Below are 14,480 nucleotides of genomic sequence, written 5' to 3'. Positions count from 1 at the left end.
ATTCAGAAGCCGGCGCGGGCGCGGGTGGCGACGACGGCGTCGGCGATCGGCTCCGGCGACTCCTCCTGCACGAAGTGGATGCCGGCGCCGCCGTCCACCACCTCGAGGTTCTTGATCGTCGCCCGGGCCCACTTCAGGACCTTCGGCGTGAGCAGGAAGCCGGGCTCGTAGGTCAGCAGCGTCTTCGGGACGTCGCTGGTGCGCAGGTACTCGGTGAAGGCGTCGAGATACGCGACGGTCGACGCGGGGTCGGCGTCCACCGGGAGCTGCCGCGGGAAGACGATCACCGGCTTGCGCGACTCCGGCGTCGGGAAGGGGCGCAGGTACTCGGCGAGGTCGTCGTCGGCGAGGGGCTGCAGGAAGAAGCCGGGGAACAGCTCGCCGACGAAGCGGTTGTCGTCGAGCACGAACTTCTCGCCGTCCCCGGGCGTCCGCACGAGCGCGCGCGTCGACACGAACGCCTCGGGCAGCGCCTCGGACTCGATGGCCGCGATGACCGGCTCGGCGAGCACGACGGCGCGCACGCGGTCGGGGTGCCTGCTCGCCCAGTGCAGGCCGAACGCGGCGCCGTAGTCCTGGAGCACGAGGGTGACGTCGGTGAGCGCGAGGGCGTCGAACCAGGCGTCGAGGTAGCGCTGGTGGTCCTCCAGCGAGTAGTCGATGTCGGGCTTGCCGGAGTCGCCGAAGCCGATGAGGTCGACGGCCAGCAGCCGGCCCTGGCCCTCCAGGCGCGAGAAGACGTGGCGCCAGAGGAACGAGCTGGTCGGGTTGCCGTGCAGGAAGACGATCGGATCGCGGCTGCCGTCGTCGCCGGCGAGGGACTCGACGTAGTGGATCGTCGAGTCGAGGACCTCGGCGTCCCGGGCGATGGCGGTGACCCCGAATCCCGGGTGGGCCTGGGTGGTGGTGTCGGACATGGTGTTCTCCCGGATCAGAAGTAGGTGTTGTCGGGCAGGTCGGTGCCCAGGACGAGGTGCTCGCCGATGACCCGGCTCTTGAGCGGGTCGGGGTTGTGCGAGGCGAGGGTGCGGACGTTGCGCCAGTGCCGGTCGAGGTTGGCGCCGCGGCGCGTGGCGGAGGCCCCGCCGACGTCGAAGAGCTGCGTCGTGGCCTCGAGGGCGAGCTTGTCGACGACGAGCTTGGCCTGCGCGGCCTCGAGCGCGGCGGCCTCCGCGGACCCGCCCTCGTCGAGCGCCTTGCCGAGCGTGTCGGCGGCGGCGAGCACGACGCTCCTCGCGGCCTCGGCCTTCGCCGCGATCTCGCCGATGACCGCGAGCAGCACCGGGTCCTCGCGCGGCAGGTCGGTGCTGGCGTGGGTGAAGCTGCGCGAGCGGCTGCGGATCAGGGTGATCGCGTCGTCGCGGGCGTCGAGGGCGATGCCGGCGACGATCGCGGTGAGGTAGAGCTGCAGGAACGCGCCGACGGGGGAGCGGGGCGGGGGCGCGTCACCCTCAGGGGCGGCGAACACCTCGGCGGGCTCGGCGCGGACGTCGTCGAACCGGGTCGTGCCGGTGCCGGTCGCGCGCTGGCCGAAGCCGTCCCAGTCGTCGGAGACCGTCACGCCGGCGCGGTCGGTGGGGACGATCGCGTTGATCGGCACGCCGTCGGGCGTCACGCCCCAGACCCACACGCGCGTCGCGTAGAGGGTGCCGGTGGAGTAGGCCTTCTCGCCGGTGATGCGGTAGCCGTCGCCGTCGGGGACGAAGCGGGTGCCGAGGTTGACGAAGTCGCCGGCGTGCGCTCCCGACGCCTCGGTGACGGCGTTGCCGATGATCTCGCCGCCGGTGACGACGGCGAACCACGGCCCCGTCCCGGGGACCAGGCGCAGGGTCTCCACGACGGCGAAGTGCGCGCGGAGGATCTGGGCGACGTCGGAGTCGGCGCGCCCGATCTCGATGAGCTTCTCGACGAAGCTGCGCAGCGTGATCCCGCCGCCGCCGTGCTCGCGCGGGACGCGCAGGGCCGTGACGCCGGCGTCGCGCAAGGCCTCGACCTGCGCGAACGGGCGGATGCCCTCCAGCTCGCGGCGGGCGCGGTCGTCGACGAGACCGGCGATGACGGCGTCGGGGCTGTGGACAGGGGTGTCCTGGGTGAGTGTCATGGTCCGTTTCCGCGCAGGGGGAGGCGCGCGCGAGCGGCGCGCAGGAGCGTGGCGTCCGGTGACGTCCGGCCGGGAGATCAGCTCGGGGAGCTCAGACGCGGCGACAGGCCGCGCTGGTGAGACGCTTGAGGTCGACGTGACGGCGACGGGCCAGCCGGCTTCCGCCCACGCGTCCCACCTCGTCGTCTCGTGCCCGTGGCCGCGGGTCCAGAGCCGCGCGGTCGAGCTGATCCTCGGTGCGCTCGTCGGAGGGGTCAAGCGGGCGCGTGCCCGTTGTGATCGCCCTCTCCGGGCGCTGGTGAGGCGGCCGTGCAAGTTCTGACCGAACGGTCCCTTCGGGCGGCTAGATCGGTGACGGGCACCCTTCGCCAGAACGGTGGACGCGACGCCTCAGCGTCACCGGCACATCCCGCGTGATCATCTCGGGGATCGGGCTGCCGAGAGAGTGCCTCTCGCGCCAGCGCCGGTCGTCTCGGGGCTGCTGAAGACGCTTCGAGAACTGGAGCGTTCTCGTCAGAGAGTTCGGGTCGGCGCGCCGCCCCACGTGCGTGATCTTCTGAGCTCGATCCCTCAGAAGATCACGCACGTGGGTCGGTCAGCGGTGGATCAGACCGCCGTCGACGTGCAGGGTCTGGCCCGTCACGAAGCCGGCGGCGTCCGAGAGCAGGAAGACCACCGGGCCGGTGATGTCCTCGGGGCCCGCGTCGCGGGGCAGCGCCTGCGCCGAGCGCATCGCGGCCTTCTGCTCCGCGGTCACCGTGCCGCGCTCGATCTCGGTGTACACCGGGCCCGGCGACACCGTGTTGACGCGGATGCCCTCGCCGCCCAGCTCATGGGCCATCGAGTGCGTCATCCCGGCGACGCCCGCCTTGCTCACCACGTAGTGCAGGTAGCCGGGCCGCCCGAGCCACACGGCGTCGGAGCCGATGTTGACCACGCTCGCCGACCCCGACGCGCGCAGCCCCGGCAGCAGCGCCGCCGTCACCGCCCACGGCCCACGCACGTTCACCGCGAGCACGTCGTCCCACTCCGTCACCGGGATCTCCCAGAACGGGCGCATGGTGATCGTCGAGAAGAGCGCGGCGTTGTTGACCAGGCCGTCGATGCGCCCGTACGCCTCGATCCACGACGAGGCCACCGCCGCGATCTCGTCGTGAGAGGTGACGTCGACCCGCCGCGCCTCGGCCCGCCCGCCGGCGGCCTCGACCTCCTCGGCCACGGCCTCTCCGCGGGAGGCGTCCCGCTCCGCGATGAGCACGGTGGCGCCGGCTGCAGCGATGGCGAGGGCGTGCGCGCGCCCGATGCCCTGACCCGCGCCGGTGACCACGACGACGCGGTCCTGCAGCGGCCCGCTCATGACGGCAGCGGCTTCCCGCGCGTCTCCGGACCCACGATCAGCGAGAACACCAGCCCGAGCACGTAGATCGAGCCGATGGTCAGCGCGGCGACCGTGATGCCCCCGAGCCCGCCGATGATCGCTCCGGAGAGCAGCGCACCCGCGGCGGCGAGGAAGCGCGAGGCGTTGAAGACGATCGTGATCGCGCTGCCGCGCACCGAGGTCGGGAACAGCTCGCCGGGGTAGGTCGCCATCCAGCCCATCTGCCCGAGGGTGAAGATGCCGTTGACGAACACGGCGGCGATGAGCCAGCCCAGCGACGAGTACGACAGCCCGAACAGCACCCAGGTCATGATCAGCGCGCCGGCGTAGTAGCTCCACAGCGTCCAGCGCCGGCCGATGGCGTCGGCGAGCACTCCCCACGCGAGCCAGCCGAGGACGCCGCCCACGTTGTAGGCGAGCAGGATCAGCGTGACGGTGCTCGGAGCGAGACCGAGCCCGGCGACGATCGTCCGGGCGTACTGCGGGATCCAGCTGGACACCGCCCACCAGCCCACGAGGCTCGCGGTGGAGAGCACCAGCAGCTTGAGCATCCGCGAGCGGTACAGCTTGTCGGCGAAGATCCGGCGGTGGGTGAAGACGGTGAGCTCGCGGTCCGCGGCGTCGACGTCCTCACCGGCCGCGACGCGGGCGACGACGTCGCGGCGGCGCTGGTCGGCCTGCTCCCACAGCGGCGACTCGTGCACCCGGCTGCGCAGGAACAGCAGCAGCAGCGCCGGCACCGCGCCGACCGCGAGCATCCAGCGCCACGTGGTGCCGTCGAGCTGCTCGAGAGCGAAGAACGCGCCGGTGGCGGCGAGGAAGCCGAACCCGAACGCCGACTGAAGCAGCGCCAGGCCCTTGCCGCGCGAGCGGTTCGGCCACGTCTCGGCGACCAGCGCCGAGCCCGGACCCCACTCGGCGCCCATCCCGAACCCGGCGATGATGCGCAGGATCAGGAAGACCGCGAAGTTCGGGGACAGCGCCGACAGTGCCGTCGCCACCGTGTACAGCACGATCGAGTACATGAGCAGCTGTCGGCGCCCGAAGTAGTCGATCAGCACGCCGGAGGCCAGCCCGCCGAGCGCCCAGGCGATCAGCTGGACGGCGACGATCGTCGCGACGTACACGGGCGACGAGTTCGGGCCGATGAGGTCGGCGACGACGAAGCTTGAGACCAGCACGATCGCGTAGGTCTCGAACCCGTCCAGTCCCCACCCGAGCCAGGCCGAGGCGAACGCGCTGCGGCGTTGCCGTCGTGTGGAGGTCGGTGGCGGCGCGGTCGGTGAGGGTGAGCTGGTTGTGGTCATGACGTGGCTCCCTGCGGGCGTTCGATCCAGTCGACGAGGCGGGCGACGGCGTCGGCGCCGGCCTCCGGGGTGGGCTGGGTGTTCCTGTGGGCGCGGCCGAACTCCTTGAGCAGGCGCAGCGCGGAGGGGTCGCGCCCGGCGAGCTCGGCCACGGTGCGGTCGACGACGGCGTCGAGGTCGGGCTCGGCGATGACCCGTGAGACGAGGCCGAGGGTCAGGGCCTCGGCGGCGCCGACGCGGCGGCCGGTGAGCACGAGATCGTCGGCGACCTTCGGCGTCACGTGCCGGTAGAGGTAGGTCAGCACCACGAGCGGCGGCAGGCCGTGGGCGAGCTCGTCGAACCCGAGGACGGCGGTGTCGGCGGCGATCGCGAGTTCGCTGTGCAGGGCCAGGCCGGTGCCGAACCCGAGGGCGCGGCCCCGGATCACGGCGACGCTGACGCCGGGGAACGCGGCGAGTGCGGCGTTGGCGCGCAGGATCAGCGAGAGGTTCTCGGTGCGCGTGACGCCGGGGACGCGCTCGTGCTTCGCGCGCCCGACGGTGAGGTCGGCGCCGGCTCCGCTGATCACGAGCACCGCGGCGCCGGAGTCGCGGGCGCTCTCCAGGGCGTCGACGAACGCGGTCATCGCGGCGTAGGTCAGGGCGTTGCCGTCGTCGGGCCGGTCGATGACGACACGGGCGACGGGGCCGGCGAGCGACGCGCGCACCGGAGACGCGTCGGGGGGTGCGGACATGGGTGTCCTCCAGAAGGGTGCGGGGGAGGGTCAGGCGGGGAGCGGCAGGGCGGGACGGGGCAGGCCGAGGTGCTCGCGCAGGGTCGTGCCGACGTAGTCGGCGGGGAACCGGCCGCGCTTGCGCAGGCGGGGCACGACCTCGTCGACGACGGCGGCGAGGCCGTCGGGCAGGACATCGATCATGAGGTTGAAGCCGTCGGCGGCCCCGGCGTCGAGCCAGGTCTCGACGGTGTCGGCGACTTTGTCGGGGGTGCCGACGACCTGCAGGTGCCCGCCGCCGTTCTCGGCGAGCAGCTCGCGCACGGTCAGGCCGCGGCGCACGGCGAGCTCGACGGCGGCGTCGCGGAACCCGTGCGAGCCGCGGAAGCCCTCGTTCGCGCGGATGCGCTCGACCGGCAGCGGCGCGTCGAGCTCGAGGTCGGCGACCGGCACGCCGACCCGCAGTGCGAGCTTGTCCAGCTCCGGACCGATGCCGCGGGCCCGGTCCAGATGCTCCTTGCGGTCCTGGGCGTCCGCGGTGGTGTCGCCGAGCACCGGCACGAGACCGGGCAGGACGAGCAGGTGGTCGGGGTCGCGGCCCAGCGCGGCCGCCCGCTCCCGGAGATCGGTGCGGAACGCGACCGCCGCCTCGAGGGTGTTCTGCGCGGTGAAGACGACGTCGGCGTGCCGGGCGGCGAGGTCGCGCCCCGGCCCGGACGAGCCGGCCTGGAAGATCACCGGCCGGCCCTGCGGCGAGGGCGGCAGGGTCGCCGGGCCGCGGACGGCGAAGTGCTCGCCGCGATGGTCGAGAGCGTGGACGTGGTCGGTGTCGACGTAGCGGCCGGTGCCCTTGTCGCCGACCAGCGCCGCCGGGTCCCAGCTGCCCCACAGGCCCTTGACCACGTCGAGGAACTCCCCGGCGCGGGCGTAGCGCGCCGCGTGGTCGGGCAGCGGGGCGTCGCCGAACTGCGCGGCGGCGCCGGGCACGAACGTCGTCACCGCGTTCCAGCCGGCCCGCCCGCGGCTCATCGCGTCGAGGCTCGCCATGCGCCGCGCGAGGTTGTACGGCTCGTTGAAGCTGGTCGACGACGTCGCCACCAGCCCGATCCGCTCGGTGGCCGCGGCGAGCGTGGCCAGCACGACGGCCGGGTCGAGCGCGCCGAGCGAGGGCCGGGCGTAGCGCTCCTCGGAGCCGTCGAGGGTGTCGGCGAGGAAGAGCGCGTGGAGCCCGCCGGCCTCGGCGAGGCGCGCGTTCTCGAGGTGGTAGCCGGGTCCCAGGTGGTCGAACGGGTCGCCGTCGCGGAACCGCCACGCGCCCTGGTGCATGCCCAGGCCCATGACGGTCGCGGTCAGGACGGCTTCCGACCTCACGGCCGCAGCCCCTTCTTCTCCAGCAGCGGCAGCACCGTCTCGACGAACTGCTCCAGGTCGGGCTCGTAGTCGTAGAAGCCGAGCTGGACGCCGTCGAAGCCCGCGGCGTGCAGGCGCTCGAGCGACTCGGCGACCTTCTCCGGGCCACCGGTGATCTGCAGGTGGCCGCCGAGGGCGCGGTCGGCGAGCACGTGCTGCGGCCACGCCTGGCTGTCGCCGCCGGTGTGGCGGGCGTGGTAGTTCTCGAGCGAGCCGTGGTCGGCGTGCTCGACGATCGCGTCCCGGTACGCCTGCGCCTCCGCGTCGGTCTCCCGACAGACGATCAGCGGGAAGATGATCACCTTGACCTCGCGGCCCTCGGCGCGGGCGGCGCGCTTGATGGTCGCCACGTGCTCGGGCAGCGCGTCGATGGCGCCGTCGAAATCGGCACCGGCGGGGCTCGACGTGAACACGATGTCGGCGTGGCGCCCGGCGAACGCGTAGCCGGCGGGCGAGCCGCTGGCGGCCACGAGGATCGGGCGCCCGTAGCGCGGCCGCGGCGAGACGTAGGCCTCGTGGAGCCGGTAGAACGCGCCGTCGTAGGTGAGGTTCGACCGGCCCGCCCACAGGTCTTCCATGATCGAGGTGAACTCGTCGGCCTGCTCGTAGCGGCGGTCGTGGTCGACGCGCTCCATCCCGAACATCCGCGGCTCCTTCTCCGCGTAGCCGGTGACGATGTTGAGCCCGTAGCGCCCGCCGGAGATGTGGTCGGCGGTGGCGGCGAAGCGCGCGAGGTGCAGCGGGTGCCAGTTGCCGTAGAGCACGTGGACCGTCGAGAGCGACAGGATCGACGACGTCGTCGCGGCCAGGGCGACCGTCGAGATGAACGGGTCGAGGAAGTTCTCGCGGTAGGCCATCTCCCCGCCGAACCCGCCCTGGCCGACCCACTGCTGCAGGCCGAAGACGAACTCGAAGCCCGCGCTCTCCGCCCGGGCCGTCAGCGCGCGGTTGTACTCGAAGTCCCAGCGGGTGTCGCGCGGCAGCGTCGACTGCGAGAACGCGCCGGTCTGCAGGGGCAGGAAGAGCCCGAGCATCAGCGGCGCCTGCGCGGCCCGCGACAGGGGACTGGTGGGGTCGTCGAGGGGACCGGGAACGCGGTCGAGGGGACGGCTCATGACGGGAGCTCCTCGGCGACGATCCGCGCCGGCCCGGCGTCGCCGCCCCGCACGGCGAGGGGGAACGCGCGCAGCAGGGCGTGGCCACCGGCGAGCGGCACGAGGCCGGTGAGGTTCTCGGCGATCAGCACGTCCGCGCCGAGCAGGGTGCGGTGGACGTCGAAGGCGAAGTCCGGGCCGCGGCGGTGCACCGGCAGGTCGGGGGTGATCATGTCGACGCCGACGAAGGGGATGCCGCGCTCGACGACCCAGCGGGCCAGCTCCACCGACAGGCTCGGGTGGTCGCCGTACTCCTCGGAGGTGAAGCGCTCGCCCCAGCCGGTGTGCAGCACGAGGAAGTCGCCCCGCTGCGGCTCGGGGCCGCCGGCGAGGACGTCGTCGACGGTGATCTCCTCGCCGGGCTTGCGGTCGACCGAGGCGACGACGGCACGGCCGTGGAAGCGCTCGAGGGGGATCTCGTCGATGGAGGCGCCGCCGGGCACCGCGTGCGAGGGCGCGTCGACGTGCGTGCCCACGTGGAGCGCGAGCGTGATCGACGAGATGTCCAGGGGCGCGCCGTCGGCCATCGAGGCGATCTGGTGGCGCTCGACCTCGGGCAGGATCGGAATTTTCGGCATGCCGGCCCAGAGCTGGTGGGAGAGGTCGTGCAGGGTCATCGGGACTCCCGGGTGAAGTGGTCGAGCAGGTCCCACTTGGCGAGGTGGGCGGCGAGGTCGGCGCGGGCGGTCTCGTCGAGGCCGTCCCACGGCCACAGCGGGCGGCCGAGATCGCAGCCCATGAGGGACGCCGCGGCCTTGACGGCGGGCAGGAAGCCGAGCGCATTCCAGCGGCTCGGGAAGTCGGCGAAGAACAGCGCGTCCGCGGCGGCGGCCTCGTGGTCGCCGCGGCGCACCGCGTCCAGCACCCGCGCGGCGATCGGCAGGCCCGGGGTCGGCAGCATGGCGCCGGCGCCGCCGAGCACCAGCGTCGAGAGCAGCATCTCCATGTTGGTGAACACGCGGGCGTGCTCGGCGACGCGGGACACCAGGCCGAGCAGCTTCGCCTCGTCGCGCGAGGTCTCCTTGAGCCCGGCGACCTGGGGGTGGCTGGCGATCCGGGCGATGGTGTCGACGGAGAGGTCCACGCCCAGGCGCGGGTTGTTGTAGAGCATCACCGGGATCGGGCTGGCGTCCGCGAGCAGCGAGAACCAGCGGTGGGCCTCGTCGCCGGTCGGGGCCGCGCCCCACGGCTTGGGTGACGCGACGGCCAGCGCGAGCGAGGCCCCGCGCTTCGCGGCCTCCTTCGTCAGCGCGATCGACTCGGCCAGCGACGGGCTCGAGACGCCGGCGACGACCGGCACGCCCGGCGCCGCGGCGACCACCGTCTCGAGCATCGCCAGCCGGGCCCGGCGCCCGAGGACCTGGAACTCCTGACTCTCCACGCCCGCGACGCTGATCGCCGCCGGCGCGTACGCGGCGATGTGCCCGACCTGCGTGGCGAGGCGGCGCTGGTCGACGCGCACGGAGTCGCCGACGAACGGGGTGAGCGCCGCGACCACCAGGCCGGGCGGGAGAGGGGCGGTGTCGGTCATGGGTGACCTTCCGGGCGTGGGCGCACGGCGGCGGGCGCGGTCACGGGGACCGCGTGCGTTCGTGCACGGGAGACGGGGCGATCCGAGACGGGGGCCACGGCCGGGCGCGCGTCAGCGCGGGGGCCCGTGGGCGTCAGGGGGAGGGGTGCCGCGTCAAAAGCGGCTGTGCACCGAGGTCAGGGACGACAGCTGCGGCAGCCGCGGTCACCGCGGGTGTCGCGAGGGTGCGAGAGGAGGTCGCGCTGACAGTTCATGCCGGGCCCCTCTCTCCTTGTCGGTGCACTCCCGACGGTAGACACCGCGCGAGGCTCTGCGCAACCACGTGGCGACATGCGTCTACGCGCGTCGACACGATCTGCGTCACGCCGGGCCCTCGTCGACGCGTGCTCTAGAGTTCTCCCGATCCGGCCCCGGGGAGGACCCATGACCGCCGCCTCGAGCACGAGTGCGGGCGAGACCGCGCACGATCGGCTGCTCGAGGAGCTGACCGGCGGCGCGCTCGCCCCGGGGTCGCCGGTGCTCGAGACGGCGGTCGCCGCCCGCTTCGGGCTGGGACGCGCGCCGGTGCGCGAGGCGATCGTGCGCCTCGAGGCCGACGGGCTGATCGTGCGGGGTCCGCGCGGGCCGGTGGTGCGGACGCTGACGCCGGGCGAGGTCGTCGACATCTACCAGGCGCGCATCGCGCTGGAGGCCGAGGCGGCGGCGTCGGCGGCGCGGCACCGGTCGAGCCTCGACCTGGCGCGCCTGCAGCACGTCCACGACCAGGCCCGCGACGTCGACGACCCCGAGGAGTCGCGCCGGCTGCACGGGCGCTGGCACGCGGTCCTGCGGCGCTCGTGCCGCAACGACACGATCACCGACATGCTGGAGCGCCTCGCCCGCCAGCTCGCGCTGCACGACACCGGCGACATGACCCGGTCGGCGAACCTCGAGTCCACCGACGACGAGCACCAGGTCGTGCTCGATGCGATCGTGGCGGGTGACGAGGACACGGCGAGAAGGGCCCTGCGCGAGCACCTCGAGCGCACCCGCGACGTGCGCATCGCCGCCCTCGTGCGCGACGAGGGTGCCGACGCCGCCAGCTGAGGCGCACGATGGACTCCTGGACGGACGCCGGCGACCTGCTCGTCGTGCCCGACGCGCGCCACCGCCTCGAGGCCGTGGAGGACGCGGTCGTTCTGCTGACGGTGGCCAAGCTCGCCACCAAGTGACGCTCGCCCACCCCGAGTGATCCGCGGCATGGACCGGGCGGCGGGGCGTCTGCGATGCTCGAGCGCGATGTCCCTCTCGGTCGCGCTCCGCACGCGCCGCCACGTCGACCTCCGTCGGCAGGCGAGCGCGATCTGTGCGTGCGTGCCGCCGCGCCGCTAGCAGCACCTCCGCTCGCGCGGCGTCACCAACCTCGTCCGATTCACCCCGAGGTCAGGGACCACTCGTGCACGCACACCTGTCATGACCGCCGTCCTCCTGCGTCTCGACGGCGACCGCGCCGCCGCCTGGCTCGCCCCCGGCGGTCCCGGGGCCGCCCGACTCGGCCGCGCGCTCGACGACTCCCGCGCCGACGCCGTACTGATCGGCGCCGAGCGGGTCGCCGGCCCCGCCGAGCAGGCCGTGCTCACGGCACCCGGGCTCGACCCGAGCGTCGTCGCGACCTTGCTCGCGCACCACACGCGGCGCATCGGCCTCGTCGTCACCGCCGCGCCGCAGCGCGACCACCCGTTCAACCTCGCCCGCCGCGTGGCCTCCCTCGACCACGTCAGCGACGGACGCGCCGGCTGGCTCGTCGGCGACCGCGACCTGCGCGCGCTCGGCGGCCCGCCCGTCTGGACCGACCACGCGCTGGGCACGGCGACGACCGCCGACGCGGTCACGGTCGTCCGCGAGCTGTGGCGCAGCTGGCCCGCCGACGCCGTCGTCGCCGACCACCGGCGCGGCGTCTTCACCGAGTCGCACCGGATCGCCCACGTCGACCACCGCGGCGCCTTCGACGTCGCCGGCCCGCTGCCGCTGCCCGAGGGCCCGCAGGGCGAGCCGGTGGTGCTGTGGTGGTGGACCGGCGGCGCCGACAGCGGGCCCGCGGACGCCGTCGCCGACGCGCTGGTGGTGCCCGGCCCGGGCGTGGTCCTGGCTCCCGGTCCGCGGTTCGTGCCGGTCTCGGGCCCCGGTGTGTGCCCGCCGGCCGGGGTCGACGGGGTCGTGGTGCGCCTCGACGACCTGCCGCCGGAGGGGCTCGCCGACCGCCTCCGCGACCCCCGCGACGCCCCCGCCGCGCCCTCGACGACGCTGCGCCGGCGCCTGGGCCTGCCCGACCGCGCCCCGACGCCGCCGGGAGCCGGGCGCCCGTTCGCTCCCGTGCCCGCCTCGGCGGCAGGGAGTGGAGCCACCCGATGAGGAACGACCAGCTCACCCTCAACGTCAACGTCCTCGACGTGGGCCTGCACCTCGCCGCGTGGCGGGCGCCGGATCTCCACGGGCGCTCGTTCCTCGACCCGCAGCACTACCGGCGCTGCGCCGAGCTCGCCGAGCGGGGCGCGCTCGACGCGCTGTTCCTCGCCGACGTCCCGGCGATCCGCGACGACCCGCGGATGAAGCCGTCGCGCAATCTCGAGCCGACGGTCGTGCTCGGTACGGTCGCGGCGGCGACGGAGAACCTCGGCCTGATCGTCACCGCGTCGACGACGTTCAACGACCCCGTGGAGCTCGCCGACCGCCTGCTCTCCCTCGACACCGTGTCCGGAGGGCGGCTGGGGTGGAACGCGGTCACCACGTACCACGAGGCGACGGCGGCGAACTTCGGTCTGGACGGGCACCCCGACCGCGCCACCCGCTACGCCCGCGCCGGCGAGTTCGTCGACGTGGTCCGCGCGCTCTGGGACTCGGCGGCCACCGGGCGGGCGGTCCACCACCGCGGCGAGCACCTCGCCCTCGACGGCCTGCTCACCGTGCCGCCCTCGGCCCAGGGGGCGCCGGCGATCGTGCAGGCCGGGGGATCGGCGTGGGGACGCGACCTCGCCGCCCGCTCCGCCGACGCCGTGTTCTCCGCGGAGCTGACCCTCGAGGCCGGACAGCGGCACTACGCCGACGTCAAGGACCGGGCGCGGCGCCTCGGCCGCGATCCCGACGCGATCCGCATCCTGCCGGGACTGGTCACCGTGCTGGGCGGCACCGAGGCCGAGGCCCTGGCGCGCCACGAGTCCTACGAGCGCCACGTCCCCGCCGGCCACGCGCTCGGGCGCCTCGGCGGCGTGCTCGGCGTCGACCTGGCCACCCTCGACCTCGACGCCCCGGTCCCCGACCATCTCCTCGACGACCCGCCGGAGCCGGAGCGCTTCCGCGGCGCGCTCGGCTTCCGGGAGGCCGTCGTGCGGGTGGCCCGCGAGCGCCGTCCCACGCTGCGGGGCCTGCTGCGGGAGTTCGGCGGCTACGGGCACCGGCTGGTCGTCGGCACCCCCGAGCAGGTCGCCGACACCATCGCCGACTGGTTCGAGACGCGGGCCGCCGACGGCTTCAACCTCATGCCCGACGCGCTGCCCTCGGGGCTCGAGGACTTCGTCGAGCACGTCGTCCCGCTCCTGCGGGCGCGCGGCCTGTTCCGCCATGAGTACGCCGGGACGACGCTGCGCGAGCGCTACGGGCTCGCCGGCACCGGTGCGGAGAAGGGGGCCACCGCATGACCGACACGCTCCCCACCGCGGCGGCACCGTCCGGGACCCCGCCCGACGCGTTCGAGCAGGTCCTCGCCGAGATCCACGAGGGGGAGCTCGCCCGGGAGGAGGGGCGAACGCTGCCCTGGGCGCCGGTCGAGCGGCTGCGTGCGCTGGGCTTCGGCGCGCTGCGCGTCCCGCGCGCGTACGGCGGGGGCGAGGCCGCGGTGCCGGAGCTGATCGCGCTGGTCACGCGGCTCGCCGAGGCCGACGCGAACGTCGCCCACCTCCTGCGCGGGCACTTCGGTCACGTCGAGCAGCAGCTGGTGGCGCCGGCGTCGGCCCGGCGGGACCGCTGGCTCGAGGACGCCGTCGCGGGCGGGCTGGTGGGCAACGCCGCCAGCGAGCGCGGCGACGCCCCGTCGTCCGCACCGTCCACCGTCCTGCGGCGTGAGGGCGAGCGCCTGCTGCTGTCGGGGACGAAGTACTACAGCACCGGCACGATCTTCGCGGACTGGATCACCGTCAACGCGCAGCTCGACGGGGACCGGGTCACCGCGACCGTGCCCGCCCAGGCCCCGGGTGTCCGTCGCGACGACGACTGGGACGGGTTCGGGCAGCGGCTCACCGGCAGCGGCACCACCGTGTTCGACGACGTCGACATCGACCCCGACCACGTCGCCGACTACCGCGACCGCGTGCTGACCCACTCCACGGCGTTCTTCCAGCTCTACCTGCTCGCCGTCCTCGCCGGCATCGGCCGGGCCGTCGTGCGCGACACGGTCGGCTTCGTCCGCCCGCGCCGGCGGTCGTTCGTCACGGGCCGCGGCGCGATCCCGCGCGATGACCCACTGGTGCAGGAGATCGTCGGGCGGGTGTCGGCGGCCTCGTTCACCGCGGACGAGCTGGTGGCGAGCGCGGCCCGCGCGGTGCAGGCGGCCGTCGACACCGCCGGGCCCCGCGGGCTCGCGCGAGAGGCGGTCGACGCGGCCGAGCTCGCGGTCTACCGCACCCAGCTCGTCGTCGTGGACACCGTGCTGGGCGCCACGAACGAGCTGTTCGAGGTCGGCGGCGCGTCCGCCACCTCGTCCGGGCGCGGCCTCGACCGGCACTGGCGCAACGCGCGGACGCTGGCGTCGCACAACCCCGCGGTGTTCAAGGCGCGCCTCATCGGCGACCACCTGCTCAACGGCGTCTCGCCGTCGGCGGAGTGGTCGGCGTGGAGCACGCCGACGCCCTGAC

14 protein-coding genes are annotated in these 14,480 nt (G+C 74.3%); 5 read left to right on the top strand and 9 right to left on the bottom strand.

Annotated features, from left to right (window positions below):
• Positions 1-2: 2 nt before the first annotated feature.
• The 9 genes from WCD41_RS25415 to WCD41_RS25375 form a co-directional block, all read right to left on the bottom strand.
• On the bottom strand, positions 3-917 hold the full coding sequence (locus WCD41_RS25415; protein ID WP_337717768.1) for a haloalkane dehalogenase: 915 nt from the start codon (positions 915-917) through the stop codon (positions 3-5).
• Positions 918-931: 14 nt separating this feature from the next.
• Positions 932-2,101: an acyl-CoA dehydrogenase family protein gene (locus tag WCD41_RS25410; protein WP_337717767.1), complete on the bottom strand. Its 1,170-nt coding sequence runs from the start codon at positions 2,099-2,101 to the stop codon at positions 932-934.
• Positions 2,102-2,696: 595 nt separating this feature from the next.
• The gene (locus WCD41_RS25405; RefSeq protein WP_337717765.1) at positions 2,697-3,458 is read right to left on the bottom strand and encodes an SDR family NAD(P)-dependent oxidoreductase; all 762 of its coding nucleotides are present in this window, start codon (positions 3,456-3,458) and stop codon (positions 2,697-2,699) included.
• Entirely contained in the window at positions 3,455-4,786 is a 1,332-nt protein-coding gene (locus WCD41_RS25400; protein WP_337717762.1) for an MFS transporter, read from the bottom strand. The genes WCD41_RS25405 and WCD41_RS25400 overlap by 4 nt, the downstream gene beginning before the upstream one ends.
• On the bottom strand, positions 4,783-5,520 hold the full coding sequence (locus tag WCD41_RS25395; RefSeq protein WP_337717760.1) for an enoyl-CoA hydratase/isomerase family protein: 738 nt from the start codon (positions 5,518-5,520) through the stop codon (positions 4,783-4,785). The genes WCD41_RS25400 and WCD41_RS25395 overlap by 4 nt, the downstream gene beginning before the upstream one ends.
• Before the next feature lie 30 nt (positions 5,521-5,550).
• Positions 5,551-6,870 (bottom strand): NtaA/DmoA family FMN-dependent monooxygenase, encoded by a 1,320-nt coding sequence (locus WCD41_RS25390; protein ID WP_337717758.1) that lies wholly within the window; start codon positions 6,868-6,870, stop codon positions 5,551-5,553.
• Positions 6,867-8,024, bottom strand: coding sequence for an LLM class flavin-dependent oxidoreductase (locus WCD41_RS25385; RefSeq protein WP_337717755.1), 1,158 nt, complete (start codon positions 8,022-8,024; stop codon positions 6,867-6,869). Before WCD41_RS25385 ends, WCD41_RS25390 begins: the two co-directional genes overlap by 4 nt.
• Positions 8,021-8,680: a cyclase family protein gene (locus WCD41_RS25380; protein WP_337717753.1), complete on the bottom strand. Its 660-nt coding sequence runs from the start codon at positions 8,678-8,680 to the stop codon at positions 8,021-8,023. The genes WCD41_RS25385 and WCD41_RS25380 overlap by 4 nt, the downstream gene beginning before the upstream one ends.
• The gene (locus tag WCD41_RS25375; protein ID WP_337717751.1) at positions 8,677-9,594 is read right to left on the bottom strand and encodes a dihydrodipicolinate synthase family protein; all 918 of its coding nucleotides are present in this window, start codon (positions 9,592-9,594) and stop codon (positions 8,677-8,679) included. The genes WCD41_RS25380 and WCD41_RS25375 overlap by 4 nt, the downstream gene beginning before the upstream one ends.
• A gap of 423 nt (positions 9,595-10,017) precedes the next feature.
• On the opposite strand from WCD41_RS25375, the gene WCD41_RS25370 reads away from it, so the two are divergent.
• The 5 genes from WCD41_RS25370 (at position 10,018) to WCD41_RS25355 (ending at position 14,479) form a co-directional block, all read left to right on the top strand.
• Positions 10,018-10,680, top strand: a complete 663-nt coding sequence (locus tag WCD41_RS25370) for a GntR family transcriptional regulator (RefSeq protein WP_337717749.1) — start codon at positions 10,018-10,020, stop codon at positions 10,678-10,680.
• Positions 10,681-10,833: 153 nt separating this feature from the next.
• Positions 10,834-10,965, top strand: a complete 132-nt coding sequence (locus WCD41_RS31185) for a putative leader peptide (RefSeq protein ID WP_373695194.1) — start codon at positions 10,834-10,836, stop codon at positions 10,963-10,965.
• Positions 10,966-11,046: 81 nt separating this feature from the next.
• Entirely contained in the window at positions 11,047-11,985 is a 939-nt protein-coding gene (locus tag WCD41_RS25365) for an LLM class flavin-dependent oxidoreductase (RefSeq protein ID WP_337717747.1), read from the top strand.
• On the top strand, positions 11,982-13,268 hold the full coding sequence (locus tag WCD41_RS25360; protein ID WP_337717745.1) for an NtaA/DmoA family FMN-dependent monooxygenase: 1,287 nt from the start codon (positions 11,982-11,984) through the stop codon (positions 13,266-13,268). Before WCD41_RS25365 ends, WCD41_RS25360 begins: the two co-directional genes overlap by 4 nt.
• The gene (locus WCD41_RS25355) at positions 13,265-14,479 is read left to right on the top strand and encodes an acyl-CoA dehydrogenase family protein (protein ID WP_337717743.1); all 1,215 of its coding nucleotides are present in this window, start codon (positions 13,265-13,267) and stop codon (positions 14,477-14,479) included. The genes WCD41_RS25360 and WCD41_RS25355 overlap by 4 nt, the downstream gene beginning before the upstream one ends.
• Position 14,480: the final 1 nt, after the last annotated feature.

The organism is Actinomycetospora aeridis, assembly GCF_037400275.1.
Taxonomy (GTDB): domain Bacteria; phylum Actinomycetota; class Actinomycetes; order Mycobacteriales; family Pseudonocardiaceae; genus Actinomycetospora; species Actinomycetospora aeridis.
This window is presented reverse-complemented; position numbering and strand designations above follow the sequence as displayed.

Excerpts from the sequence above, each read along its gene's own strand:
- WCD41_RS25415 (WP_337717768.1), bottom strand. The coding sequence starts at position 917 with ATGTCCGACACCACCACCCAGGCCCACCCGGGATTCGGGGTCACCGCC.
- WCD41_RS25410 (WP_337717767.1), bottom strand. The coding sequence starts at position 2,101 with ATGACACTCACCCAGGACACCCCTGTCCACAGCCCCGACGCCGTCATC.
- WCD41_RS25405 (WP_337717765.1), bottom strand. The coding sequence starts at position 3,458 with ATGAGCGGGCCGCTGCAGGACCGCGTCGTCGTGGTCACCGGCGCGGGT.
- WCD41_RS25400 (WP_337717762.1), bottom strand. The coding sequence starts at position 4,786 with ATGACCACAACCAGCTCACCCTCACCGACCGCGCCGCCACCGACCTCC.
- WCD41_RS25395 (WP_337717760.1), bottom strand. The coding sequence starts at position 5,520 with ATGTCCGCACCCCCCGACGCGTCTCCGGTGCGCGCGTCGCTCGCCGGC.
- WCD41_RS25385 (WP_337717755.1), bottom strand. The coding sequence starts at position 8,024 with ATGAGCCGTCCCCTCGACCGCGTTCCCGGTCCCCTCGACGACCCCACC.
- WCD41_RS25380 (WP_337717753.1), bottom strand. The coding sequence starts at position 8,680 with ATGACCCTGCACGACCTCTCCCACCAGCTCTGGGCCGGCATGCCGAAA.
- WCD41_RS25375 (WP_337717751.1), bottom strand. The coding sequence starts at position 9,594 with ATGACCGACACCGCCCCTCTCCCGCCCGGCCTGGTGGTCGCGGCGCTC.
- WCD41_RS25370 (WP_337717749.1), top strand. The coding sequence starts at position 10,018 with ATGACCGCCGCCTCGAGCACGAGTGCGGGCGAGACCGCGCACGATCGG.
- WCD41_RS31185 (WP_373695194.1), top strand. The coding sequence starts at position 10,834 with ATGGACCGGGCGGCGGGGCGTCTGCGATGCTCGAGCGCGATGTCCCTC.
- WCD41_RS25365 (WP_337717747.1), top strand. The coding sequence starts at position 11,047 with ATGACCGCCGTCCTCCTGCGTCTCGACGGCGACCGCGCCGCCGCCTGG.
- WCD41_RS25360 (WP_337717745.1), top strand. The coding sequence starts at position 11,982 with ATGAGGAACGACCAGCTCACCCTCAACGTCAACGTCCTCGACGTGGGC.
- WCD41_RS25355 (WP_337717743.1), top strand. The coding sequence starts at position 13,265 with ATGACCGACACGCTCCCCACCGCGGCGGCACCGTCCGGGACCCCGCCC.